Below are 25,219 nucleotides of genomic sequence, written 5' to 3'. Positions count from 1 at the left end.
ACTGAGCCAAGGGCGTCGGATGTCGCTGTATGCCTTGCTCAGTATGCCGAACAGCCACAATCTGAGTGAGGTGACCACTGTGGTCATAACTGATTTCAATACCACTGGCCGGGTTTAAGTCAATGCGCGTAAGACGACCGGCACTGCTGTAAAACAGACGATGTTGATTGCCATGGATATCACTGACCCGATCCAACACCCAGGTACCATTGAGTCGAACGAACGTCCAATGGGTGTTGTCCGGTTTGACCAGCCTGAAGCGGCCACCTTCTTCATGGTGGAGCGCCAGCCCTTCGGAGAGCTGATAGCTGGTTTGGCCTTTCGGCACAGGCAGGAAAGGCAGCCTTCTGCCTTCCTCGTCAATAAGAAGCAGGGTTTCCAGTTCGGGGGTTTTCTGATTGAGCTTTTCTTTATCCGTCAGCTCTTCAAAGACTTCCACAAGCTGGATATGAAAGTTACTGCGCCACCCATGGCCAAGGCCGATGTTTTCCTGACATTGGCTGGAACGATAACTCCTGACCCAACGAATCGGCATGGGGCCATCCAGCTCAAAATCCAAAAGCTCCAAAATCTCTTCACCACTGGACATCGCCACCGGATCACTTTGGCAGATTTTATCTTTATTGGCCTGATCATTTTGGCCAGCAGCGTTGGTGCCAGTCTTGGCAGTCGCCTGAGATTCGGTGTTTGAACTATCAAGAGTTTCAGGATCTTCCGATGAAGCGGCCTGTCCGCCTTTAGATAAGGACGGTGATCGGACTACTGCTTTCTGAGTGTCGCCGGCGTGTTCAATTGTCGGTTCCACCGGAGGCTCAACGTACATGCTGATCTCGCCCTGAGCCAGCAGAGTCGCCAATTGCTGGCAAATCGCCTCTTGCGTGTATCGGGTATTGAGAGTCAATCGCAGATTTTGTCCCTGATTGGAACCAAACATCTCAAGCACATCAATCAAACCAGGCAAGTTTGTGTTCCGCGAGAACCCCACGAAACGGAGCAAATGGGAGTATGCCGACGAGACGTCGGTAAAGGTTCTTTGAGACCCTAAGTCACTACGCTTATCTTCCCGACAAAAGAAAAGATTTTCACCGTTACCTGCGTGTATTTTTATCATTTGGCTTGCATCCATGCCTTAATACTTCCTGATATGAACCTGGTAGACACTCGGTTCAAACTAATTATTCAAAGAACGAATAAACTCAACGATCGATCAAATTCCAAGTACTTGTTTTAAGGAATTTTTCATTTCAAATATTCTTTAATTTCAAATGACTTGCAAATCTCAAGAAACCTATTTATTTGAATCAGCTGTGCCACTGATATAAGGCAGCGGCACGATACAACTTATCTGATATTTCACACTGCAAGGTTGTACCTTCAATCCTTCCCAACTGATAGGATTCATAAATTTTCAGAAAACGATACAAGCCCCCTACTGAACCCAGCTCACCAGTAAAAACGCTGGTAAAATGTAATTCTGTCTCCTTCGTTAATACGGGAGCCAACACTTGATATTGATGTAGCCAGGCGTTAGTTAGGCGATCCTGTCCGTTATCAGGTAAATAAATTTGGTCTAAAGGCTGGCCTACTTTCTCAACCACGTTTCTAAACAACAATTCAACTGCTTGATCATGATGTAATGAGTCACTACCGGACGTTTTCAAATAAGCATCTGAACCAGACCAACAAACAGCTAAGCCCTTGTCTGAGCTGGTTATTCCCAAAATCATTGCGCCTTCGGAACCAACAACACCATCGCCCTGCTCATTAGACAAAATGCCTTGAGCCATCATATCGCCTAAAATAGCTCGGTCCCCTAAGCTATCGACCGAAACAAACCAAACCACCTGATCAGGGTTGCTTTGGAGCAGCTCTCTCGCGTAGGACAAAGCCATCACCAAAGAAGATCGCCCATAAGGAAAAATCTTACTCAGAGGATGACCAAACAGCTCCGTTTGCGTTTGAGCCAATCGTTGGCTCCATAAGGTAAGTGTATCTTCATCCTGAAACCCATACTGCGGCGTAATCAACAAAACAGGGTTATTGCCTATGGATACATCTAACTGCTCAAAGGCGTCTTGAATCAAGGCCAGACAGCGAGCACCTATGTCCTCAAACGCATCCAGGGGATAGCACAAGGCCGTTTTTGTCTCGCCATTCCCGACGCTTGTCTGTTCTGAGAAAACAGACACTGCATCTAACATCATCGCCAACTGAGGGTCCTGACTCATGCCCACAACCAATGCTTTATGTTGTACACAAAATCTCATGCTGAAATCCCACCCCATAATGAAATTTCTGATCTTAACGGTGTATGAGGGTTTTCAGTGGCCAGGCAAAAACTGGCATGCTTTCGCTGAATGGAGTTTCCGGTTAACCAGGTGTTTTCAATATTCAGAAGGGATCTTTCTTCGCCCGCCAACATTTTTGAAGGCCAACTATTAGAAGCAGAGTGGAACCAAGCGAGAATATCTTTCTCAAGCTGTTCACTGTCTACTGAGCTCCAGGCAACTTCACGTAATGGATGGAACAATTCATAGGGTAAAAGCGCGGATTGATCATCGCCAAGTTGAACGGCGAACCCTTCCAAAACGGACTCCCGCATCGACTCACTTGATAAGAATTCCGCCAGGAACGGAATGTACTGAGGGCTAGCGGAATGAGTCAGAGCAGAGATAACAAGCGAAGTCTCAATATCACTTCGGTTGGATAAGTCTTTGATCAGACTCTGAAATTCATTTTCGGTTATGAATGCTAAGAGCACAGCCAAAGACTCATCCGTAAGTTGATCATGCTCGATCAACTGAACCACCAAATTAGATGCGTTTTCGTCGTACCCCAAAAGTAACCGACTTAACCTGGCAGTGTTCTTTAAAGTATGCTCAACGTTCAGATTTGAAATCAAATCATTCAGGAAAGACAGCTGACCGACCTTTGCCGACTTGCCCAAGAACATAAGATAATTATGAAGGTGTTCAGCGTCTAACTGATAATAGACATCTTGTGAAACCTCAACATTGCACCTAAGAGCCAACTCAAACCCAACTCTGGTCGCACTGATTGAGTCGCTTAAAATCAACGCATCAACAAGCTTTTTACCCGAGTTAACGGATAAAGCCACACTCAGCTCGGCCAGATAAATGAGAAAATCCTGATCAATCGATTCTTCATTCTCAGAGGCAATATGTAACCATTCATCGCTTGAAGCAAATACTAAACTTAAAGATACAGAAGGTTTTTTCAAAGGAAGAAATCGTTTTAGCAAACGTAAAGAGTCGACTACACGACCGTCATGCTTCTTTAACTGACTCAACTTAGTCAGCTTCATTTGTTGCAAAAATAAGCGTTGCTGAAGTAAGGCTTCGCAATGCTCTTGTAGACTTTCCCTGTCTAACATCTAAAACTACCCAATGGTTACAGTAGGATTACCAAGTATGATTTTTCCACCATGGGCAGTGCTATCACCCATTCTTGCCGCTGGCTTTCCATTAATCTTTACGGTTCCGGAGCCAGCCGAAATTGTATCCGGTGGTCCCACACAAACCAATTTATCGCCCTGACGTGCGGCCGGTAAACCACCGATTAATACATTGCCCGAACCTGCAATGATAGGTCCGCCAACATGTGGCACTGGCCCTGTTGACCTAGGGCATACATGAAAGTGTGAAAGTGTTGCAGCTGGCATTCCCATTGATTAAACCTGTTTATTTACAAATTTATAATTAACTTATTGGAAAGTAATTTATCCCTTCCGTTTATCTTTAACTTTAAGCCCAAGGTCGTTAAGTTTTCTCGTTATAAGCTCTTTTTGAAAGTTACCCATATTTTTTAATTAATGTTACAGGAAGAACTTCGGGCTCACTCCCACCACTAATGCGTTTTTGATAGAGTTGAATATTTTCACTTAATATAAAGTCCATTAAAGGCCCTTTATCATCCTTCTCAAAACCTGATTTTAGCCAATAACATTATCAATAAGGAATTAAGCCTCTGAATCTGATAAAGATATTTCTGCTAATTTATCGCCATACTTAGTGCAAAAATTCGTGGACTACTTTTATTTTCAATCCACAGTTATTTGGTTTGATGTGGAATTTCACCACGACGAGCGCCTCCGGTTTTTAATGCAGCTCCACCTAGTGTTCTTGTGTTTGGAACAACTTATTTCACACTGACATCGATCTCATTATTTTCAACTTCAGATATTTCAACCCAACCCGCATCTTTCCAGTTTATGAATAAAATTAAATATTGATCCGCAGAAGGTGGTTTGAGTTCTGAACCTTTTGGACCAAGATTATAGAGTTTTCTTCCCGTCCTTTCAGAGTTGATGATTTTCGTGCCGCGCTCCAAAATTTCATTAATGAATTTTGGACTCAGGATATCGAGCAAAACGTAATCACTAGTATCACGGCCAAATAATTCCTCAAACACAAACTGCTCGATAAATGAAAGAGGAAGTCCATATTCCTCAATTTCAGTCTGTGCTGCTTTAGCCTTTTCAAGTAAAGAAAACATTACAATCCCTCGCTAATAATCATTCTACCTAAAAGGCTATCACCAGATTTCACTGCTTTTACATGTAAGTCGTCTATTTGATTTCTAATTTCTGGAGGAGTGGCCGTTCTACCATTAAGACGATTATACAAACCCTGTATCTCAGTATATTCATGATGGAATACAACTGAAGCACCTCTGTCAGTACTCAATAAGCTCTCCCTCACAAACACCGTAGGGTTTTCTTTCAGAAACATTCTATTGAAATCCAGTCTCTCATTTTCAAAAAATTCCACCTGCTTGTTATATGATGCCGAAGCATTACCGTGGTATTTATCGAATAAATGATCTGGCATGGATGTGTAATTAACCTTTAGGCCGCCCCCATGATCTACAATAATTCTGTTAGAACTTATAATCTCGTAGTCAACCAAGTTTCCGTTGAACGAACCACGATCTTCAACAAAATTGATCATATCTTCAAGAGACCTCGAACCATTTGCATTAGGAGTAAACAAACCTCTTAATTCAGTAATATGAGGGATTTCACCTCGAGAAGCAGCTCCAGAAAGATTAACTTTGTTTGGAACAACAGGTGAATCAAAAAGCGAATTAGATACAGGCGGTAACTCCATACCCTCATCACCCACCGATTCGGCCTCTCGGCTTCTTCTTGGCTTGATAACCGGTTTAGCTGGAGGCAGGCTTGAAGAAGTTGACGCACTTGCAGCCATAGGCGCATCTGAACCAATGTGCGTCGGAGCATTGTCCAATAAAGCGCTTCGCAACCGCCAAACTTTTAACTCACCTGATTTCAGCATTTGGGTTAACAGAGTTAACACATCCCAATCAGTTCTGATTCTAAGCTGATGACAATATGGGCGGGCATAAATATACAGCTGCCGTAAAACATTACCTGATGTTCCAACAGGACACAGCTCCTGCAGGAATAGTCGACCATAGTAAGTGTCAGATACAAAGGTCAAATTCGATGGGTTAATTTCAATAGCTGAGTCGTACTGGTGGCAAAACAGATAATGGTTACCCATAACATCTGCTAGTTCGAGTCCTTTCTGGTCAGGCATTTCCATGACGTCGTCCTTATTTGATGGCTAGTTAATAGCCACCGTGCCGCCTTTAATTGTGACCTGAGAGCCTTTGACAGCCGTTTGAGCACCTTCAACCGTAACATTCTTTCCTTTGATTGAAATGGTGCCATCGCTTTTCATAGTGATTGAAGCACCACCTGTTTTGAGACTGATTTCCTGGCCTGCATCAATGGTTAACTTCTTAGCAATTTTCAGAGTATCCGACCCATCAATTTTGCTATTTCTGTCTTTGGCAATTGTTACTGTGTCGTTATTATCTATTGTGGTAGTTCGGTCATTCCCTACCCAGTCGATTTGGTCATTCTCAACGTTTAAGTGATGATCTTTTTCGGCATGAAGCATGACAAGTTCTTTACCTTTGTCATCTTCAAAACGTAATTCATTAAAATTCGCATCAGATCCTGTTTTTGTAGATCTGGTCTTAATACCACTTTGTGTTTTGTTGGCAGGCAGGTCGTATGGAGGCATTAAATCTGCGTTGTATACCGCACCAATAATAATGGGTTGATCCGGATCACCGTTCAAAAACTCAACCAACACTTCTTGACCAACTCTCGGGAAGAAAAAAGCTCCCCAACGTTTACCCGCCCAAGTTTGGCTCACACGAATCCAGCAGGAACTTTTACTGTCTTTTTTACCTTCACGATCCCAATGAAACTGGACCTTAACTCGGCCGTATTTATCGATGTGTATTTCATCACCACTTTCGCCAGTAACAACCGCTGTTTGAACACCGTGAATAATAGGCTTTGGTAGAGAAGGAGCAGGACGATAAGCCACATCCTTGGGGACACACTGAAAGCTATTGGTAATAGACTGTTCAGCACCTTGATTAGCCCCAGTTTGGTTGGCTACAGTAGCTGAAAGTATAACCTTAGTCAGTAAGTACCCTTTACCAATTTCACTTTTATCTTCATGATCTAAAAACTCGAATGTTCTTCCCGGTATAAAAGACCGACAGTTACTTGCACCAAGTCGTGTTTGAACATCTTTTTGCAGCCCTTCCAGGCGCACATTTGCGATAGCTTGTGACCGATCGCTGAATTCACTTTCCGCCTCATACTCAAAGACTTCGTAATTAGCTTGATTTGAAATTAGTGACCCGTCTGCTCGACTTGCTTCTGGTAGCGCTTGGGGCTTTTCAAGGTCGTAACCTTTGTGGGTGTACTTTCCTGGTGTAATATTAAGACCCGCATTCCACAAACTAATATGGGACTCTGCGAGACTTCCTGAAAAGTGTTTGACTTTATTCTCATCGCAGGGCTCATACGCAGAAACATCATCTGCCAGCACTAACGAATGTTTATCATTGGCATGCTCAAAGAAGTAAAAAATACCTTCTTGTTCTAACAGCCGAGAAACAAAATCCCAATCAGACTCTTCGTACTGAACACAGTACTCATAGGGAGGATACGTATTTTTTAGTTTGTCTATAAACTTGACACTATGTTCGCCAAATAGCTTGGAAACAATGTCTTTAACAGTTAGGTTTTGAAAAATTCTGGAGTTAACTCGGTGCAGCATTAGCCAAGATGTAGGCACCACCGTAGCAGCATAATCTCGATAAAGATTACCTTCCGCTTCATTCGGGGTTCTTTGCCCCAACGAACGTAACTCACTAACAATGCCATTAAAAAAGCGTTCAACCACTGCGCCATCTTGATTCATCAATAACGAAACAGTAACAGACTTCCCAATGAGTGCTTTCGGATCAATTTCAACACCATTGGTATACATCACAACTTCATGCCGAAAAAGCTGAGAGATACACTCAAACGAATTAAAACTCGTCAAATAAAAAGTATCTTTGCCTAACGGCGTAGTGATTTTGATGGTATTCGCATCTTGTGTGGCTTTAAGCATCCATTCGCCTCTACTTCATTACCGATGATGAACGGGTCTCCCGAAATCCTATCGCTTGATGTTCCGATCATAGAAATTTTAAGATCTGGCGTCAGAACGACGCCAGATAAGATACAGCAAGAATTACATCTGCTGACCTTTAACACCGCTGTAACCGTAAACCAATGGCGCAGAAACGTTGTTCTTGTCATCAGTTGGAGTCACAGTCATCATCAACTCTGTGTAGCTGATAGTGATAGTTTCGATAGGACGATCGCCCTGAACAGACATCTGGTAGCTGCTTACCATAGCGTCAGTTAACTCGATCTTCATGATTTCTTCGACCTTGTCACCTTGCTTAGTGATGTGGAATACAGCTTTCTTACCTTTACCGATAGTCGCTTCCTTGAAAAGATCCGGAGAAGCTTTGTCCTGTAGCTTAGTGATAACGATATCACTTAGGCGAGTAGAACTTGCTTCACGGTCTTGAGCTGTACCAGTAAATGATGAAAGTTCACGGTGAGACCCCCAATCCATGGATAGAAGAGTAATTAGATCTTTAAACTCCTCAGCAGTCGTTTCACCTTTAATACCTTCATAGTTCAAGTACGTATTTGATTGCATGCTATGCTCCTTATGCATATATTTTTTTGGTCTGTTTTGACCAGGTTATGAGCCTGCCAATACTACCAGCAGACATAAAAATTCCGTTTTCGAAAACCTATAGATCGCCAACTAAGTCCTTGAACCAGTTAACATTTTATAGAATTCCTTTTCCAAAATTAAACTGCATTCCTGGCAGTTCTAAATTCATGACCGACTCAATCTTGATGATTCGGAGTATATAGTTACGAGTTAACTCCGCAACACCTAAGATGCACCAAAAGTCACTTATGTGAGGTCATACACAAAATCATTATTTTCAATTGTGACGGAGGCCTCATTCAGTGGCTTCATCTCAGCAATTCTTCCTAGAACCTTAATTGATAATTCTGGTAATAACTGATTTTGTAAAATGTTGTGAATCGTACGAGCACCCGAATCTGCGTCCGTACACTGTTCGACAATCTTACTGATAACCTCATCTGAATAAGAGAATTTCATCTTATAATTCTTATCTAAACGCTTCACAACACGCTTCAACTGGAGGTTAGCAATCAAAGACAGCTTCTCCTCATCAAGCGGTAAATATGGAATTACATTCAAACGGCCTAAGAACGCAGGCTTAAATACTTCAAGCAAGTCAGGTTTAAGTGCTTTCGCCAGCCCTGCAGGAGATGGTGCCGTATCAGGGTCTTCAAACAACCTCATGGTCGTATCTGTGCCAACATTGGAAGTCATTATTATGATGGTATTTCGGAAGTCGATGTCTCGGCCCTCCCCGTCTTTGATGGTTCCTTTATCAAACACCTGATAAAAAATATCCTGCACACCTGGGTGCGCTTTTTCCATCTCATCGAGCAATACAACACTGTATGGTTTACGACGAACGGCTTCCGTCAAAACACCGCCTTCGCCATACCCCACATAACCAGGAGGAGAACCCAACAGTAATGACACCTTATGCTCTTCTTTAAATTCGGACATATTAATGACAGTAACACTGTCTTCACTGCCGTAAACTTGCTCAGCAATGGCTAATGCAGTTTCAGTTTTACCCACACCACTTGGCCCGGTCAGTAAAAACACGCCATTGGGACGATTTTCATCCCCTAAATGGGCTCTCGATGTCTGAACAGTTTTGGTAATCAATTCCAAAGCATGAGACTGACCGATAACACGTTTTTCAAGATGAGACTGTAATGAAAGCACTGTTTCAATTTCATCCGCCTGCATTCTTCCCAATGGAATACCCGTCCAGTCGGACACCACTTCAGCCACCAAAGTATCTGTTACTTGCCAATGAACCATAGGCTCAGCCTGAGCGGATAATTCAGATCTTATTTCTGTCAGACGACTCATCAGTGAGTCAACCGACTCTACATCCTCTGCCTGTAACTCAGCTGCAATACTCTGAGCTTCCTCAACCAACGCCTTTTCACTGTTCCAACGCTGTGTAAGTGCTTCAAGTTCAATTTCAGCGGAGGCAAATGCACTCTCTAGCTCGTCCAGCTTTTCAGCATGATCATCCCCAATTTTTTGCTCTCGTTTGAGGACATCAATCTCAGCGGTGATTTGTTGTAATGTTCTTTGCTTATCTTCAACCAGCCCTGGTGTTGCATCCTGACTCATGGCAACACGAGCACATGCCGTATCCAAAAGACCAACCGCCTTATCCGGAAGTTGACGCCCGTTGATATAGCGATCAGACAAAGAGACTGCTGCCTGTAATGCCTGATCAGAAATAGCAACGGCATGATGATTTTCCATCACAGGAAGCAAACCGCGCATCATGACCACCGCTTTTTCCGGTGAAGGCTCTTCTACTTTTACAACCTGAAAACGTCGTGTTAATGCAGCATCTTTTTCAAAGTATTTCTTGTACTCTGCCCATGTTGTCGCAGCAATGGTACGAAGTTCACCTCTTGCCAATGCTGGCTTCAACAAGTTCGCGGCATCATTTTGACCTGCTTGGCCACCACTGCCAATCATGGTATGCGCTTCGTCAATGAACAAAATAATCGGCACTGGCGAACTGGACACTTCGTTAATTACTTGTTTGAGACGGTTTTCGAACTCACCTTTCATGCCCGCACCAGCCTGAAGCAGCGCCAAATCAAGTACTTTGATTGCTACATTTTTTAGCTTGTCTGGCACATCCCCTTGCGAAATTCGTAATGCCAATCCCTCAACCACCGCTGTTTTACCAACACCAGCTTCACCTGTAAGAATCGGGTTGTTTTGTCTTCTGCGTGTAAGAATGTCAGCCATCTGACGAATTTCATTATCACGACCAAGTATAGGGTCTATTTTCCCTTCCTTTGCCTGAGCAGTAAGATCAATGGTAAATTGATCCAACGCACCCGATTTACCAGAAGAAACTGCCGTTTTCGGCGCAACGGTGGAACCCTGCTCATCAGAGTCTTTCTGCAGGTTTGGCCACGCCTGTAATAGCTGGTCAGGGTCAATTTTTTCTAATTGACGAGAACGACGAGACACCCAGACAGACAAGGTTTCGTCTTTCAACAAGGTATACAAAAGATACGCAGATCGAATCTGATCATCACCAAAAGCAATACTGGTGTTCAACCAAGTTTGCTTCAACAAGTTGATAACCTGCATCGAAATACTTGGCAACGTGTTATTACCGGACTTTAATGATTCCAAAGCACCTTGAAGTTCGGAAATGAGTTCATCCTGATTAACTTCAAAAGAACCACAAATGATTCTTAAATCCCCTAAGTCTTTGTCAAACATAGCCGACAACCAATGATCTATTTCAACGGTGTAGTGGCTTCTGGATTGACACAAAGCAGTGGCTGCTTCCAGAGATTCACGGCAAGGTGAGTTCAGCCTTTGAACCAGGCTTTTAAGCGTTGTCGTTGTCATTACTGCGTCCCTTCTTTGACTATTTACCCTCTATTTGATTCTCAAATAGACATATACTGTTGATTATTAATCGGGCGATTTGCCAATCGCGCTGATTGCCCTAAAGATGATTTCCCAACACTCAGCTCGGCGTTCGGAAGATCGTTTAATTTCGCTCTAACTTCCAGTTTCACTTCTAATCCATTATCAACATAGCTCTCAATGAGCATTTTCAGTTTTCGGTATCTTGGTGATCCCGGAAGTAAATTTTTAACCTGTTCAGACTCACTAGGAGATACAATCACTTTAATACCGGAAGAAATGTCCCAAATTCTTGAGCCTACAGTGGCTTCACAGCCTAATCTCGCATATTGCCCCTCGGGTTCATCACGAGACGCAAGCCTTGTTTGGTCCGCAGGCGCCAGTTTCACCCACTTACCTTGCAGCTCCTCAACGACAACCGGGCAATCAAGAAAATCCAACAACAAACAGCGGAGGCCTTCAGCAGAACGATTGGCTTTATTAAGCAACCCACCATAATAAATGTGCAAGCTCTCCGTAGAGCCAGTCAGAGCAATAAGTGCTTTGCTGAATGGATCGGTTAGCCCTTTTCCGCCCCGCTCATAGTGGGTCGCCATCCGGTACTTTTTCCAGGCCCGGTAATTAAGAGAGATCAGGCGATGATTGAATAAATCAAAGAAGTCTCGCATCGCCGTATCGCGATTCTTAATGCACTTTAAAATAAGTTCACTGTAATGCCTTGGAAGTACACCACTTGGCCCGGTCAGCCCCATAAAACTGACATGCATATCTACCGAAGTAAGTCCGTCTGCTTCAGAACGAACTTCCGCCTTACTGATCGGACGGCCAGGAAAACCAAGGTGCTGCTCACTTTTAAAACGAACAATTTCTTTATCCGGGAAACTGTCAGTACCGACAAACAACCACTCTTTGTCTTCCAACGTGAGTTGTCGCTCTATCTGATAAACCGCCTGATAAAAATCAAACTCGGAAGGCTCATCCAGTAACAAATCGAGGCTCATAGCAAGGGTCTCCGCCCTACGCGAGCATTCCACTGATGGTAAGGACGATCTTGCCCCCTGAACTTAACCGTGAGTCGTGTAAAGCTGTTAATCGCTGCGTACTGAGAGAAAAACGCATCTAAAATGCAGGAGAAAAAATAAATTCCACTGCCTGCGAATGCAGACTCAGTAAACTCAATGAAAATATTACTTCCGCTGCAAATTGCGACTCGGCCATCTTGATTTACTCTTGCCGATCCCGGCGTTATCGATAAACCACAAATACCATCAATAAGTGCTTTATTTTCAGGAGAGCACTTAAAGTCGTACAATCTAAGCGTCTCTTTCAATCGCTGTAATGCATCATCCCCGGTGAAGTGGTTCAAACTTAAATGATTCACTAACTGCCAACGAGTATTTTCATGCAATGCAGGCCGAACCGAGTTTGTCGGGGCCGTTAAACAGCGAACTTCTTTAATAAGATCCGCATGTTCTTTAACGCCCATCTTGGGTTCTCCCCCACCGAACGGCAAATGAGAAGGCAAGTTACGATTACTGCACAATGCCCGAGTCTGTAACACCCAGTTTTTCTCTTGCTCCTGAATGCTTGCGCCTTTGAACTTTCGGTCTACTACGGATAAATACAGCTCAGTACCGGATTCCGAATGACCTCCGGCCCAATCAGCAAACTCGCGCCGGCTATGCCAGAAAACATCATCTTGCTCCAGGTAGCTAGGATGCCCTTGCGCGTAAAACGGGTTTAACTTGATTTTTTCACCATGAGCATCGAAAGCATTTACTTCTTTAATGGCAATGACTTCACATATGTCTGCATCTTGATATTGAGGTGCTAGACGATATTCGTACTGAGATGTCTCCAGTCGAACAGGCTCCATGCTTTGTTCAAACAAATTAATGATAGGTGTGCAACCCAGCAGCAAGTTATCTGCGGTTACATGATGCTCCAGCTCTTCAGAGCCTTCAGCAAGGTATAAATAAATATCGAGTTTATCTTCAACACCAACCCAGGCAGGGTCCAGATCACTCAGTTCAAAAAACAAAAATTTCTCAGGAAAAAGAAATTGCTCAGCCAATAACCGATAGCCAGGCACACTTCTTTTAGAATAAGGCAACACCTGATGCTCATCATCAAACCCAACCGCCTTAATGTGACGCGGCAAAAGCGTTCTGATGTTTTCTGGCTGTCCTGTCGGCGCAATGCCAATTTCAAGGGTATGACGACAAATTAACTCATACAGAGAATACACCTGGTGAGTCTGACCGTTGATGTAAAAACGCAAGGAATCCAGACCCAGCTCACCAAACTCCGTGTTATCAAATTCACAAGCAAGTGTTAGCTTGATAACCGCTCTTGCCGGAGTCAAGCTTTTGGGTTTTGGGGCATTAAACGGTGCATTCTTAAATTCTGCACTCGCCACTTCCACAGGCCATAACTTGGTTTCATAACAAGTTTCAAAAGTACAAGGTTTCAGCCCCTTCACCTGAGTTTCAATTTGACTGCCCTTCGGTAATTTATAGCCATCAGTCGACAGGTTTTGAGTAGTCATTTTCACCACAGACATCGAAGGAATCGGAGCTTGATAATCAGGATACATTTGTCCCAATAACGCATCCGTCATCTCAGGAAAACTATCATCCAGCTTCTGACGTATCTGAGCGGTAAGCAAAGAAAATGACTCAACCAAACGAGAAACATGCGGATCTTCAATGTTCTCATCGCTGATTCTTAGGCGTCCGGCAATTTTGGGGTATTGTTCGGCAAACTCAGCCCCCATCCGTCGAATGTAGGTCAACTCTCTGTTGTAGTACTTTAAAAATTCGTCATTCATATCAGAGAATCCCTTACTTTCAATCCTAAATGAACAGGCTCAATTTCGGAATCGAACGTGATCGGTTCCGGAATTGGGTCCGCATACAGCAAAGCATCTATTCGTATTTTTAAAATTCGATCCAGTGGCTGCTCTTCATCAAGCAGAGTGACATCCACATCAATGAAGCGCGGCTCAAACTGACGGATAGTTTGTTCGATTCGATAACACAAAGCCTGCCTGCCATCTAAAGAATCCATAGCCATACTGGAAAAGTCAGGCAAACCATAATTCAAAAGACTAAGGTCTAGCTCGGAATACGCCTCAGGCCAAACGTGCCACTGGACTTTCGAGTTCAACAGGTTCTCTAGATCCCTGCGAACACTCTGCCGAAGCTTCTTAATATCAGCACCTCTCCTGGCTCTTGGAGAATCACTGAATCCCGGCGACTCATCGATGAGTCGGTCCAGGATTGACATTTGAAGCGGCTGTTTCTTATCCACGTACGACCTAACCTATAAAACTAAGCAATTTCTTCTTGTTCTTCAGTCACTTCAACAGCAGAGATACTACGAACATCCGCTATAGAAATTGCCTGATCACCGACCAACCACATTTTCTGTCCCAGTCCGGTAAATAACTGGGGCGCTAATTCATTCCAATCGCTTTCACGGCCCAAGCGTTCAGCTTCGGTAGTACTTTCTGTATAAACGATAGGAAGAAAAGCTTCGCCACTTGGGCCATTCTTGATGCTCACTTCGATTCGACGAAGCACCATCTCAATCATAGATTCAGGCTGCTTTAATTCGAGGAATTCGATGTCTGAGAATTTCGCCAAATAATATTTACCGTCCGTGCCGAAAAGCTCGATAAAACCGCCCAGGCTGTCATCCAAATCACGAACGTCTGTTTGAGTTTCGCCATTAATTTGAATGGCAGTAGGTTCACGCAATGCTTCCAGTTGACCTGCCAGCTTTTCAGCTTCAGCAAAGTCATTCGCTTTTAAAGCTAAACGAAGGTTCAGCAACGTTTCTAACTGAGAATCCGCCTCAAAGAAAATTGACGCGCTGTCTCCGCCATTATAAAAATCAATACGTGACTGCATGGCACGAATCAACTGACGAAGATTGACTGCGCCCACTAAGAAATCCGGGTTCTGACGAACCATCATGTCCAGTTGATTATCTGCTTTTTCGAGATCACCCTTAATGCACAATAGTTCGATGTAAGCCGCTCTCTGGTCAGTATTCAAAGGATCGTCTTTCAACTTTGCTTCTAAAACATCACAAGCCTCAGCAAGACTACCTTGTTGGATAAGTTCCTTTATGTTTTTCATGATTTTCCTTAAATTGTTGACTGATACTTAGGCGTCAATTCTGTAACAAGTTTGATACTCGAAACCATTTGATCTAATTGAAAATGGGGTTGCAGCTGTATGACTGAATAATAACGTCCTGGCTGCCCGCGAATTTCCCGGACCTGTATCCGACCTTCGTGTAACGGATATCTGGCTCTGACTTCTTCTGAAGCACTGTCGGAAGCGGTGGTATATCCATGTAACCACGTTTGCAGCTCACGCTCACAAGATTGTGCAGACTGGAAACTGCCTACCTTCTCTCTTCCAATCACCTTAATGTAATGTGCGAACCGGGATACGCACATAATGTACTGCAGCATCGAAGATAAACGGGCATTCACATTAGCCACAGCTTTATCAAATACAGGAGGTTGCTGCACCGATGCATTACTGAAATAAGCGCAATATTCTGAATACGGAACGGAGGATAAAGGAATAAAACCGTTGTCTGAAAGTTCAGACTCTAGCCGGTCACCCACTAATACATTGACAGAGGGCTTGCTGTCTTGCTGGTATTTGGTGGTTTCTTTCTGGCTAACAGGTAAATCAGTAACAATTCCATGATTATATTGCCCCGCCTTCAAACCTCGTATCTGACCAAACCAACCGGATTCGGTAAAAGCACGTACAAGTACCGAGGCAAAAGCGTACGCCGAATTTCCCCAGAGGTAATCGGTTTCTGGTTTTGCCAGCTTTTCTTTAAAAATGAACCCTTCTTTTCTGGAACCGTTATCCAGATAAGGCGATCGCATCAATATTTGCGGTACGGCAATGCCCAGAAACTTAGAGTCTTCCATGTTTCTCAGTGCTCGCCACTTAATGTATTCAACCTGCTGAAAGTGGTTCGTGATATCTGAGACCTGACCCAGTTCAGAGAAATGATCCACGCCAAATAAAGACGGATCTGCAGAAGTAACAAAAGGGGCAAATGCTGCCGCAGATGTTCTGGCGATGTCTTTAAGAATGTCCATATCATTCGAAGCCACACCAGGACGCGCCCGGTGAGTAACTTGATAATCACCCACCAATAGGCCAAAAGGTTCGCCGCCGGCTATATCAAATTCACTGCCATACACCAGCTTAAAAAATTCACTCTGATCAAAGTCGATCGCACGGCTGATGTCTTTACTCAATTCACGCCAGGATAACGGCAAAAGCTTTAACTTAACCTTTTGTTCACGGTCATGGGCTTCAGTTTGCTCTGATAAATAGAGAACCCCTCGCCAACTGGCTTCGAGTTTCTGAAATTCTTTATGATGGATAATCTCATTAACCTGCTGATTAATCAGTCGATCAATGTCAGCGATTGCACGAGAAATTAACGGTAAGATGGTTTCTTTTGAACGAGCCGATTCGTCAAGCTCAATGTATTCCAGCCAGTATAGTAAGGCGCTTACTGATTGCTTCTCACCCAGAAAACGCTCTAATTTGTTTGTATTTGCATAACGAGGCAAGCCATGTTTTTTTGGCTTGGTATCAGGATCGAAACATTCGTCCTGAAATACATCCCCACTCACAAAATTAAAAGCGTTCAACATTACTTAAGACTTATCCTTGTCCTTTATAACAAACACTGCGTTCAAACCAACTTCGAGATTGAATCCAGATTCATTACAAACACCAAATTCATTTTGGTGACATTCTGATGTCAAAGCATCAGGGACCTCTGTACGTACAGTGAAATAAGGATTTCAAATCGGACAGAGAGTTTGGTATTCAGGATGTTTACGGGCCGAACAATTGACCCGTAAACAGCATCAGCGATAAAACTAGCCGCCGATTTCTGGAATTTTAGCTACCAAACGCAATGAGGTAGTTAACTCTTCCATTTGTAACCATGGGCGTAACCAAGCAACAGCGTTGTAAGAACCAGGCGAACCCGGAATTTCTTTAACTTGCACTTTGGCGTCGGCCAGTGGGTATTTAGCACGAATTTCCTGACCACCGCCTTCAGAAGCATTCACATAGCTTAAGATCCAACGATTCAACCAGGATTCAACATCTTCTGCTTCCATGAAGCTACCAATCTTGTCTCTTGCCATTACTTTCAAGTAATGCGCAAAACGACTCGTTGCCATCAAGTAAGGCAAACGGGAAGAAATAGCCGCGTTCGCTGTCGCCTCAGGAGAGTCGTACTGTCTAGGTTTTTGCGTCGTCTGAGCACCAAAGAACACAGCATAATCTGTATTTTTATAATGACACAAAGGAAGGAAACCAAGCTTACCAAGTTCTGCTTCACGACGGTCTGTAATGCCAATTTCAGTCGGACACTTCAGATCCGGGTCACCATCATCACTTGTAAAGATATGGCTAGGCAAGTTATCGACTCGACCGCCACCTTCAGCACCACGAATAGCAGTACAGAAGCCATACTTGGAATAGGCATCTGTCATTCGGGCACCCATCACATAGGATGCATTCATCCAGCAGTAATCCGAGTGATCTGCAGTTATAGACACCTGAGTTTTCTCATCAACTTCAAACTCTTCAAAACCAAACTCTTCCACTGGCATAGTGGCTGAACCATAAGGTAAGCGAGCAAGTACGCGAGGCATAGTCAAGGTGACGAAGCGGGAATCATCGCTCTCACGGAACGAACGCCATTTAGTGTACTCAAGCGACTCAAATACTTTTTCAAGATCACGAGGCTTAGACAATTCAGTCCACTCATCAAAACCGAATAAAGCAGGCGATGATGCAGAAATAAACGGACAGAAGCCAGATGCAGCAACATTAGACATGTTGGTCAATGTTTCAATGTCTTCCGGGTGATTTGTGAACTCATAATCCCCGATCAGAGTGCCATATGGTTCGCCACCTGGGGTGCCGAATTCAGACTCATAAACCTTCTTAAAGACCTGGCTCTGATCGAATTCAACCGCTTTACTCAGATCTTTATACAATTCTTTCTTACTCAGACTGATCATTCGGATTTTAAGAGACGCATTTGTCTCTGAATTCATTACCAAATGATTCAGACCACGCCAGCTGCCTTCTAACTTTTGAAATTCAGGCGCGTGCATAACTTCTGACAACTGGTCAGAGATCAGCCGATCAATCTTACTGATAGCATCATTAAAAGTAACAGAAAGATTCTTGTTCCAAGAAACTGTACCGTTTAATGCTTCTTCAGTCAGTGTACGCAACAGCTCTTCTGCGCGTGAGTTTTCTGTTTGTTTGGTTGCACCAATCGCCTGCTCCAAAAGTGAGGAGGCTTCTTCTGTGCTTGCATCAAGAGTATCTGCTACTGCTTCCGTGCTCATATTAGTTTTCCTCTACGCTTAGGTCGTTAGCCAATTGTTGCAAATCGTCCGTGTTATTCAGTACACGCTCCAGAATATCTTCCAGATCTTCAGAGCGATCAACTTTAGTCATTAAGTCACGCAACTTGTTACGTGTCGCCATTAGCTTGTCCAGTGGCTCAATCTGCTTAACAATCGCTGCAGGCTCAAAATCCTGCATGGACTTAAATTCCAGATCCACAGCAAACTGACTATTATCACCCGCCAGCTTATTCGTTACATTGAATGTCAACTTAGGATTCATGCGCTTAAGTACATCATCGAAATTGTCCCGATCAATCTGCACAAAACGTCTTTCTTTCAGAGGCTTAAGCGACTCAGTGTTCTGACCTGCGAAATCACCCATTACACCGACAACAAAAGGCAACTCTTTCTTAACCGCTGCGCCTTCAGTTTCTACGTCATATGTAATGTGAACTCTAGGCTTACGAACCCGAGATAATTTATTGTGAATACTTTCCATATTGATCTCCTTTCAATAAACGCTTAAATCCTTTTAAGTTAAGAAATTAAGCTTGTTTTTCTAATCCCCAACCGGAATTCCGGTCAGACGAAAATAGTTATTTCTGGAATTACCGTCTTCTATCAACTCTTGCAAAAGTTCTGGAAGCTCAAGACCACTCCATCGAACCACCTGATCAATCGCATAAGGCATCGGCGAATGGGGTTCTGTTTTTCGGAAAAACTCAGACACCTCCTCCAGCATTCGAACGGCTTGCTCTCGGGTTTCCAGTTTCTTAGGTATCTTTTGCTCAACGGCTTGAGAGTCACCGGACGGTAACGCCTGTTCATCAGACTCATCGGTGCTTTCAACAGACGCACTCGCCTGATCAATGATGTCACCCGCCAGATACCGAATAGCCTCATGGCACTTTGCCAGACTCTTAGTGATGGTGCTTGTCGGTTGAGGTACGCCACCCATTGCAGCATCCATCACATCCGAAAGTAATCTAAACTCTTCGATTGCGCTATCAAGCTCTGCCATCAACGAGACATAAAAACCGGAAGGCGTAGTTTTTACTGCATTCTCTATTTGCTCAAGTGAAGCAATGCCTGAATCGGCTTTCTGCCTTTGCTTATCCTCGTCCAACAAGGCAATTTCAGCCGCTCTGCTGTACTGCCAGGTTGCGAAAGATTCTTCACCGTTAAATTCTGTAATCGGGATACTCACGATAGGCGTAATCAGCGAGCCTTCGCCCTCATAACCATTCAGGCCAATCAAGGGAGCAATACGGGTTTCAAGCCCATCTTCGTCGGGCAGTGGATACAAAGCATCCCAGTATTTATCAATTAATTCTCTCGCCAAACGGAAACCTACAGCCAGGCCAGCAAAGCCTTGAATGCGACACAGAGCTTCAATCAGCCAAGCCACATATTCCAAATCTTTACCTTCTGAGGCGAGCGCTTCAGGCACTTGCTCATAGATAGGACGCCAGTCGTTGACCAGAGCCTGCATGGAATCATCATCCACCAAAGATGCTCGCTCATTTGCACGAGCCTGACTACGGGAATCTTTTAAAGTGAAATAACGAGAAGTCGGAGAGATATCTTCCCTGGGGTCTACCCCAACAGGAGATTCTTCAGAGATTGGTGCAATTAAAGCACTTATGTCGAGTAGTTCTTCGTATTCCATTACATTCACCTAATAATAAAACATTGCTTCCTGCAATGAATCGCCGATATTAAGCGAATGAATCTAAATTACAATCGAAGGTGCCCCGTCTTAAAGTGTTTTATTCAAAACTGGGATGGTCTTCTCAGTTTCATTGTTAGCCAATTCATCTTCTTGTAAGCCTTTTACCTCAACAATAACGTAAGTTACATTGTCTCTGGCACCGGATACGAGGGTTGAATGCAGCAATGCCATACCCGCCTCCATAACGTCGGCTTCCTGCAGATAACGCTTGATCTCCACATCCGGAATTTCTTTATTCAAACCATCCGTACAAAGCAGAAAAATATCGCCAGGAGAGCACTCACCACTGATAACATCGACTTCTACATCAGTATCAACGCCAATTGCCCGAGTAATAACATTTGCACATTCGTGGTGCTCAGCCTCCTCTTCTGTCAGCAACCCCTGCTCAACCATTTCAGTTACCTGGCTGTGATCACGGGTAGTTTGCTTAAGAAATTCATTTCTTAAAATATACCCTCGGCTGTCCCCGACCCACAAAAGATGAAACTGTGTTTTTTCTAAAAAGAGAACAACCACCGTTGTACCAGCAGTATTGCCTTCTAATTGATCTCGGCTGTATCGCTGTAGAGACGCATTGGCTTCCTGAAGCGTTTCAATGAGCAATTCTTTCGTTACTACGCCATCTCTAACACTTAATACTGCTGTTTTAACCGCATCAACCACCAACTGACTTGCTACGTCACCAGCAGCATGACCACCCATTCCATCTGCAACCGCCCAAATCCCAAGTTCAGGCAACTCTAAACAAGCATCTTCGTTCACTTGTCGAATCAACCCAACGTGCGTTTGCGCATGAGAAACTACCTGCATAACCAATCTACTTCCCTATATCTTGTTATATTCAGCAAATAATCTGCTTTCTCTGCCATCCCCACTGATCCCAGTTACCATCCAACATGGCACTGAATTGACTGACCTGTGGCAAACCGTCCGTGACTACCAAACATGGTGCAACTTCTTCTGAGCCCTGTGTCCACCAGAGACAATAACGACCAAACTGATCACAATAGCTCTGATGTAACAAACCTAAAGGCGTTAGATCCTCTTCCTTAGCCGACTCGATGATTTGGCCTCTTACCGAACGCTCACTTCGAGCCACCGATGCAGTCATTGCCGAAGCATCGGGCCAAGGAAGATCCTCTTTTTTCAACATCTCAAACCAGGACTCAAGATAGAAATCATCCTCCAGGCTTGCCAGAATCCAAGGCTCCAGCACATCAGACCATGCTTGGTTAGCCCACATCTGAACTGGGGTTTGAGCGACTTCTTTTACCATCGCAAACGGGAAATGACGCCCAACCTGGTCCACACTCGGAATAAAGGTTCCTGCCATTGCAGAATCCCCACACACCCGGCTAGACAACGCAAAATGCCAGATCGGGCTGGTTAAATAACGATCCAGCCAAGCATTGCCCAATTGTTCGCGACTGACTGCAAGCACCGCCTGCAGCCACTCATTCCAACTCTCGAGAAAACCAAGAGGCAAACCTTGAGATAAGAAGTCTCCTCGGGTGGGTATTTTCCCACAGATACCAACCCCTGAGTTTATAGCGACATCGGACATCTGAACTTCTCCAACTCTTTGTTCCAGAAAGGACTTATCACACTGTTCGGTTGAAGCTCAATACGAGCATTATTTCCCTGAAGCGCTAAGTGCAAAATCTTATCTTTCTTGGTTTTCGGCCTGTTTTTAGCCGCATCATCCAACAAGCGGAACCACGACCAAGCACCATCAAATGTCGTATTCACAGGCAAACCACCATTTGGAGGCGTAAAGATCATGCGGGTTTGAAGCTGATCTCTTTCTCCAGGCCACACAAACTGCTTAGTACGCGTAGGCCCATGACGATATGACAACTCCTGACCGTCCATTTCAAACATGAAATGCGTGATATGACGATCCAGGAAAACCGGTTTTAAACCAAACTCAATTCTGAGTGTACGACTGCCCGGCTCAAAGAAAGCCTTACGGATACGCTGCGCTCTTTGGAAAGTATCCAGTACTTTAGAATCAAGGCCGATATTGCGCTTAAAAGTCCAAGGCGATTTTCTGGTGTTTACAAAATGAGCCAGATAATCATTAAAGAATTTATCCATGGTTCCTCCGTAACCAAAGAACTTCTCAAAGTCTTTAAGTTTAACGTCCTTAGAGCTGCGCTTATTTATTGGATATTTACCTTTAATAGCACGAAGGTATTCAGCCAATACGATGGTCTCCCAAGCTTCATTAATGTGCTCTTTAGTGCCTTGAGCAAAAATCTGCGTAGTTTGACCCGACAAGTTAGACAACCAATCAGCAAACGGATGCGGTAAGTCTTTTTTCAAGCGACGCAAAGAAGTTTTAAGCTCATCACCTTTCTTACTGTTTAGCTGATGAACATATGCCTGACTAGGCATTGCGCCCGGTGCTGATAACTGCTCGATGTAGTGATACAGCTTACGCATGGAGACAGAAATTTCATCCAGCTGAGCTGCTTCGACCTTCAGATAATCCTTAAATACGCTTTCTACTTCTTTACCCGGCAAGTCAATGTCCACCTGAGGCATTTCATCCGGCAGCAGACGGCTTAAGCGAGATTTCTTCTGAGAGAAAGCAATCTCCGCTGCATTACCTGCCACTTCACCTGCGGCTTTCGCATTATCAGAAATAGGCAGTTTAGTCAGCCTCATATTCTCTTTCGCACCATTGATGATGCTCTGGATCGGCTGTTCAGGCCCTGCCAGGATCTTAGTAATATAAAGTCCCTGATCTACATTGGTCACCGGTCTTACTTCAATATCGTTTAGCAATTCCTGCCATTGATACACATAATCTCGTAAGTACTTCTCTTGCACCTGATCCGCAAGACTGCTTGAACCCTCATCATTTACAAAATCAAGCTCATCGCCATACACCCAGCTATCTTCCATCAGGCGCTTAATAATGCGTCCGTTTTCAACTAAGAAGATGCCATGAAACCCCTTGTAGGTATAAAGCCCTGGAATACCTTCATGCAAAGGTGCGCCACTGGTTCTTCGAATGACGCCCAAGCTGTCAGAACCCAACACATCGTTCAGTCTGAAATCAGGAATATGGCTCTTAGTGAATTCACGCTTCAACCTCTGATATGCACGCTCTGCCAGCGGCGTTGCCATCAGCAACTCTCGCGCATCTGCAACAGACTGACGATCCATTTGCGCACGGAAGCCTTGTAGCAACAAATTATCCAAATGCTCAGCCAACTCCTGCCTGATATCACTATTAATATCACCAGGTAATTTTCGATCAAAGTACAAGGCAAACCAGGACTTCACTTGCTCACTATCAAAATGCTCTGGCTGAAACAGCATCAGGTAAGATTTAAGAGTTTCATACAGATAATCACGATGATCTGCATTCACAACCATTTCCGTTTTCAACGCCTTAACAAGGTAATTCGTGAAATATCCGTCAAGGGCTCTTTTATAAGCTGAACTGGCTGGCTGCCCTAATTTATCCCCCTGATACAGACCCATGTTTTTTGGGCCATCTTCAGGCAACTGATTAGTGAAGCCCGCAGGCATATCCCTAAGAATGGTTAAAGCCGTCGCCAAAGACACAACATCATTATCTTCACTCAGCTCGCCACCAGACACCTCTTTGTAGTGAGATATGGCTTCAGCACTGCCATCCGTCAAGGCTTTATTCCATTGATAACTATTGAACCAACTGCCAAGCAACACCAACGAAGTAACCGAAGCCACCGCCAACGCCCCCTGTCGAATCCAGCGATGTTTTTGCTCATGAAACTGATTTACCGAAGCCAGACTTTGCTCAGGAAACACCACATCTTCGAGCAAACGCTTAATAAAGTACCCTTTTCCTTCACCCGTTTGTCGCCTCAATGCAGGCTCCGACAAACCAAAACCATTGCCAAGTTGTGCCATCACCCGGTCAATTGGCACACCTTCCTGCGTTGCACTGGCGATGTAAACGCCTCGCAACATTGGAGACTGCTCAAACGCATTGGGAGAGAAAATTTCTTTAAGGAAATCATCGGCCGCAGATTGCAGCAGGCGAAGTTGCTTAGGAAACTCATAAATAAGCGTTCTGCGTTCCAGATCATGCTCAAACTGCAATCTGGAATTCAAACGCTGATTCAAGCGCTGAACAATCGAATGAAACTCTTTGTTAAACTCAGCCACAACCCCTTTTTCCGGGTCTTCTGCTTCCACGCCAAACGTCATACCCCAGACTTGTTCCATTTCTTCCTTAGACAAGTCATCAAAGAATTCACTGAATCCGGCGATTAAATCCGCTTTGGTAAAGACAATATAGACAGGAAAGCTCATGCCCAGCTGATTTTGCAGCTCCTGAACCCGCTGTTTAATGGCACGAGCATGAATATTCCGCTCCGTCCGGGTTTGCGTCAGTAAGTCAGCCATACTGACAAACATCAGCACACCATTGATCGGACGCTGAGGACGATACTTCCGTAACAACCCCAAAAACCCTTGCCAGGCTTGTGAATCCTGAGTCGAATGACTGTCTTGAGTTGTGTATCTTCCGGCAGTATCAATCAATACCGCTTTATTGGTAAACCACCAATCGCATTGACGAGTGCCGCCGATACCTTCGATGGAATCGGCACCCATTTTTTCTTTTAACGGAAACTCAAGCCCTGAATTATGCAATGCAGTTGTTTTACCCGACCCCGGAGGCCCGATCAGCATATACCACGGCAACTGATTAACATCGCGGCCTTTACTGAAACTTGAACTTTTCAGTATCTCCAAAGCCTGCTGCATACGCTTGCGTAAGATTTCAATATCACGCTTAGCGATTACATCCTGCTGCTCATCTTCATCACCATTAAGCAGACTATTTACAGCCGCTTTATCCCGGTTTTTCTGACGTGCTTTGGTCAGCATGTTGCTAACACCCCAGCCAATCGCGATCAGAAGGATAATAAGCAAGCGGACAACCGGGCTTGCCAAAGGCTCCACCCCGGCAATCGCGACTAACGGGCCGCCAAACCAAAGCAAGACAGCCAATGCAATCAAACCAATCGTAGTGACAACCCACCGGGACTTAAACAATGACCCAGTACGTTTCGCAAATCCTTTGAGAGACATTTT

The 25,219-nt window shown here is 44.2% G+C and carries 20 protein-coding genes; all 20 read right to left on the bottom strand.

Annotated features, from left to right (window positions below):
- Positions 1-1,126, bottom strand: a 1,126-nt coding sequence (locus ABD744_RS06295) for a DUF6531 domain-containing protein (RefSeq protein ID WP_344796565.1), incomplete at its 3' end; no start/stop codon positions are given.
- Between the two features lie 175 nt (positions 1,127-1,301).
- Positions 1,302-2,267, bottom strand: coding sequence for a hypothetical protein (locus ABD744_RS06290; protein ID WP_344796564.1), 966 nt, complete (start codon positions 2,265-2,267; stop codon positions 1,302-1,304).
- Entirely contained in the window at positions 2,264-3,394 is a 1,131-nt protein-coding gene (locus ABD744_RS06285; RefSeq protein ID WP_344796562.1) for a hypothetical protein, read from the bottom strand. The genes ABD744_RS06290 and ABD744_RS06285 overlap by 4 nt, the downstream gene beginning before the upstream one ends.
- Before the next feature lie 6 nt (positions 3,395-3,400).
- Positions 3,401-3,688: a PAAR domain-containing protein gene (locus ABD744_RS06280; RefSeq protein WP_344796560.1), complete on the bottom strand. Its 288-nt coding sequence runs from the start codon at positions 3,686-3,688 to the stop codon at positions 3,401-3,403.
- Positions 3,689-4,158: 470 nt separating this feature from the next.
- Positions 4,159-4,515: a hypothetical protein gene (locus tag ABD744_RS06275; protein WP_344796558.1), complete on the bottom strand. Its 357-nt coding sequence runs from the start codon at positions 4,513-4,515 to the stop codon at positions 4,159-4,161.
- Positions 4,515-5,585 (bottom strand): hypothetical protein, encoded by a 1,071-nt coding sequence (locus ABD744_RS06270; protein WP_344796556.1) that lies wholly within the window; start codon positions 5,583-5,585, stop codon positions 4,515-4,517. The genes ABD744_RS06275 and ABD744_RS06270 overlap by 1 nt, the downstream gene beginning before the upstream one ends.
- Before the next feature lie 21 nt (positions 5,586-5,606).
- Positions 5,607-7,466: a type VI secretion system Vgr family protein gene (locus ABD744_RS06265; RefSeq protein WP_344796554.1), complete on the bottom strand. Its 1,860-nt coding sequence runs from the start codon at positions 7,464-7,466 to the stop codon at positions 5,607-5,609.
- Positions 7,467-7,589: 123 nt separating this feature from the next.
- Positions 7,590-8,069: an Hcp family type VI secretion system effector gene (locus tag ABD744_RS06260; RefSeq protein WP_344796552.1), complete on the bottom strand. Its 480-nt coding sequence runs from the start codon at positions 8,067-8,069 to the stop codon at positions 7,590-7,592.
- A gap of 267 nt (positions 8,070-8,336) precedes the next feature.
- Positions 8,337-10,934, bottom strand: a complete 2,598-nt coding sequence (tssH, locus tag ABD744_RS06255) for a type VI secretion system ATPase TssH (protein ID WP_344796550.1) — start codon at positions 10,932-10,934, stop codon at positions 8,337-8,339.
- Between the two features lie 41 nt (positions 10,935-10,975).
- Positions 10,976-11,956, bottom strand: coding sequence for a type VI secretion system baseplate subunit TssG (tssG, locus tag ABD744_RS06250; RefSeq protein ID WP_344796548.1), 981 nt, complete (start codon positions 11,954-11,956; stop codon positions 10,976-10,978).
- Entirely contained in the window at positions 11,953-13,785 is a 1,833-nt protein-coding gene (gene tssF / locus ABD744_RS06245; RefSeq protein ID WP_344796546.1) for a type VI secretion system baseplate subunit TssF, read from the bottom strand. The genes tssG and tssF overlap by 4 nt, the downstream gene beginning before the upstream one ends.
- Positions 13,782-14,267 carry a type VI secretion system baseplate subunit TssE gene (tssE, locus tag ABD744_RS06240; protein ID WP_344796544.1) on the bottom strand — a complete coding sequence of 162 codons (486 nt, stop codon included), beginning with the start codon at positions 14,265-14,267 and terminating at the stop codon, positions 13,782-13,784. Before tssE ends, tssF begins: the two co-directional genes overlap by 4 nt.
- A 20-nt stretch (positions 14,268-14,287) precedes the next feature.
- Entirely contained in the window at positions 14,288-15,100 is an 813-nt protein-coding gene (locus ABD744_RS06235) for a type VI secretion system accessory protein TagJ (protein ID WP_344796542.1), read from the bottom strand.
- Positions 15,101-15,108: 8 nt separating this feature from the next.
- Positions 15,109-16,659 (bottom strand): type VI secretion system contractile sheath large subunit, encoded by a 1,551-nt coding sequence (tssC, locus tag ABD744_RS06230; protein ID WP_344796540.1) that lies wholly within the window; start codon positions 16,657-16,659, stop codon positions 15,109-15,111.
- A 231-nt stretch (positions 16,660-16,890) separates the two neighbouring features.
- Positions 16,891-18,384, bottom strand: a complete 1,494-nt coding sequence (gene tssC, locus ABD744_RS06225) for a type VI secretion system contractile sheath large subunit (RefSeq protein ID WP_344796538.1) — start codon at positions 18,382-18,384, stop codon at positions 16,891-16,893.
- A gap of 1 nt (position 18,385) precedes the next feature.
- Entirely contained in the window at positions 18,386-18,886 is a 501-nt protein-coding gene (gene tssB, locus ABD744_RS06220; protein ID WP_344796536.1) for a type VI secretion system contractile sheath small subunit, read from the bottom strand.
- A gap of 60 nt (positions 18,887-18,946) precedes the next feature.
- Positions 18,947-20,056, bottom strand: a complete 1,110-nt coding sequence (gene tssA, locus ABD744_RS06215) for a type VI secretion system protein TssA (protein WP_344796534.1) — start codon at positions 20,054-20,056, stop codon at positions 18,947-18,949.
- 90 nt (positions 20,057-20,146) lie between these two features.
- A complete protein-coding gene (locus tag ABD744_RS06210) occupies positions 20,147-20,932 on the bottom strand; it encodes a PP2C family protein-serine/threonine phosphatase (protein WP_344796532.1) in 786 nt (261 codons plus the stop codon).
- Between the two features lie 31 nt (positions 20,933-20,963).
- Positions 20,964-21,686 carry a type VI secretion system-associated protein TagF gene (gene tagF, locus ABD744_RS06205; protein ID WP_344796530.1) on the bottom strand — a complete coding sequence of 241 codons (723 nt, stop codon included), beginning with the start codon at positions 21,684-21,686 and terminating at the stop codon, positions 20,964-20,966.
- Positions 21,668-25,216 carry a type VI secretion system membrane subunit TssM gene (gene tssM, locus ABD744_RS06200; RefSeq protein ID WP_344796528.1) on the bottom strand — a complete coding sequence of 1,183 codons (3,549 nt, stop codon included), beginning with the start codon at positions 25,214-25,216 and terminating at the stop codon, positions 21,668-21,670. The genes tagF and tssM overlap by 19 nt, the downstream gene beginning before the upstream one ends.
- Positions 25,217-25,219: the final 3 nt, after the last annotated feature.

Origin of the sequence: Litoribacillus peritrichatus (genome assembly GCF_039537985.1) — a bacterium.
GTDB lineage: Bacteria > Pseudomonadota > Gammaproteobacteria > Pseudomonadales > Litoribrevibacteraceae > Litoribacillus > Litoribacillus peritrichatus.
The sequence above is the reverse complement of the archived record's forward strand: the minus strand, read 5'-3'. Positions and strand labels throughout refer to the sequence as shown.

Excerpts from the sequence above, each read along its gene's own strand:
- ABD744_RS06290 (WP_344796564.1), bottom strand. The coding sequence starts at position 2,267 with ATGAGATTTTGTGTACAACATAAAGCATTGGTTGTGGGCATGAGTCAG.
- ABD744_RS06285 (WP_344796562.1), bottom strand. The coding sequence starts at position 3,394 with ATGTTAGACAGGGAAAGTCTACAAGAGCATTGCGAAGCCTTACTTCAG.
- ABD744_RS06280 (WP_344796560.1), bottom strand. The coding sequence starts at position 3,688 with ATGGGAATGCCAGCTGCAACACTTTCACACTTTCATGTATGCCCTAGG.
- ABD744_RS06275 (WP_344796558.1), bottom strand. The coding sequence starts at position 4,515 with ATGTTTTCTTTACTTGAAAAGGCTAAAGCAGCACAGACTGAAATTGAG.
- ABD744_RS06270 (WP_344796556.1), bottom strand. The coding sequence starts at position 5,585 with ATGGAAATGCCTGACCAGAAAGGACTCGAACTAGCAGATGTTATGGGT.
- ABD744_RS06265 (WP_344796554.1), bottom strand. The coding sequence starts at position 7,466 with ATGCTTAAAGCCACACAAGATGCGAATACCATCAAAATCACTACGCCG.
- ABD744_RS06260 (WP_344796552.1), bottom strand. The coding sequence starts at position 8,069 with ATGCAATCAAATACGTACTTGAACTATGAAGGTATTAAAGGTGAAACG.
- tssH (WP_344796550.1), bottom strand. The coding sequence starts at position 10,934 with ATGACAACGACAACGCTTAAAAGCCTGGTTCAAAGGCTGAACTCACCT.
- tssG (WP_344796548.1), bottom strand. The coding sequence starts at position 11,956 with ATGAGCCTCGATTTGTTACTGGATGAGCCTTCCGAGTTTGATTTTTAT.
- tssF (WP_344796546.1), bottom strand. The coding sequence starts at position 13,785 with ATGAATGACGAATTTTTAAAGTACTACAACAGAGAGTTGACCTACATT.
- ABD744_RS06235 (WP_344796542.1), bottom strand. The coding sequence starts at position 15,100 with ATGAAAAACATAAAGGAACTTATCCAACAAGGTAGTCTTGCTGAGGCT.
- tssC (WP_344796540.1), bottom strand. The coding sequence starts at position 16,659 with ATGTTGAACGCTTTTAATTTTGTGAGTGGGGATGTATTTCAGGACGAA.
- tssC (WP_344796538.1), bottom strand. The coding sequence starts at position 18,384 with ATGAGCACGGAAGCAGTAGCAGATACTCTTGATGCAAGCACAGAAGAA.
- tssB (WP_344796536.1), bottom strand. The coding sequence starts at position 18,886 with ATGGAAAGTATTCACAATAAATTATCTCGGGTTCGTAAGCCTAGAGTT.
- tssA (WP_344796534.1), bottom strand. The coding sequence starts at position 20,056 with ATGGAATACGAAGAACTACTCGACATAAGTGCTTTAATTGCACCAATC.
- ABD744_RS06210 (WP_344796532.1), bottom strand. The coding sequence starts at position 20,932 with ATGCAGGTAGTTTCTCATGCGCAAACGCACGTTGGGTTGATTCGACAA.
- tagF (WP_344796530.1), bottom strand. The coding sequence starts at position 21,686 with ATGTCCGATGTCGCTATAAACTCAGGGGTTGGTATCTGTGGGAAAATA.
- tssM (WP_344796528.1), bottom strand. The coding sequence starts at position 25,216 with ATGTCTCTCAAAGGATTTGCGAAACGTACTGGGTCATTGTTTAAGTCC.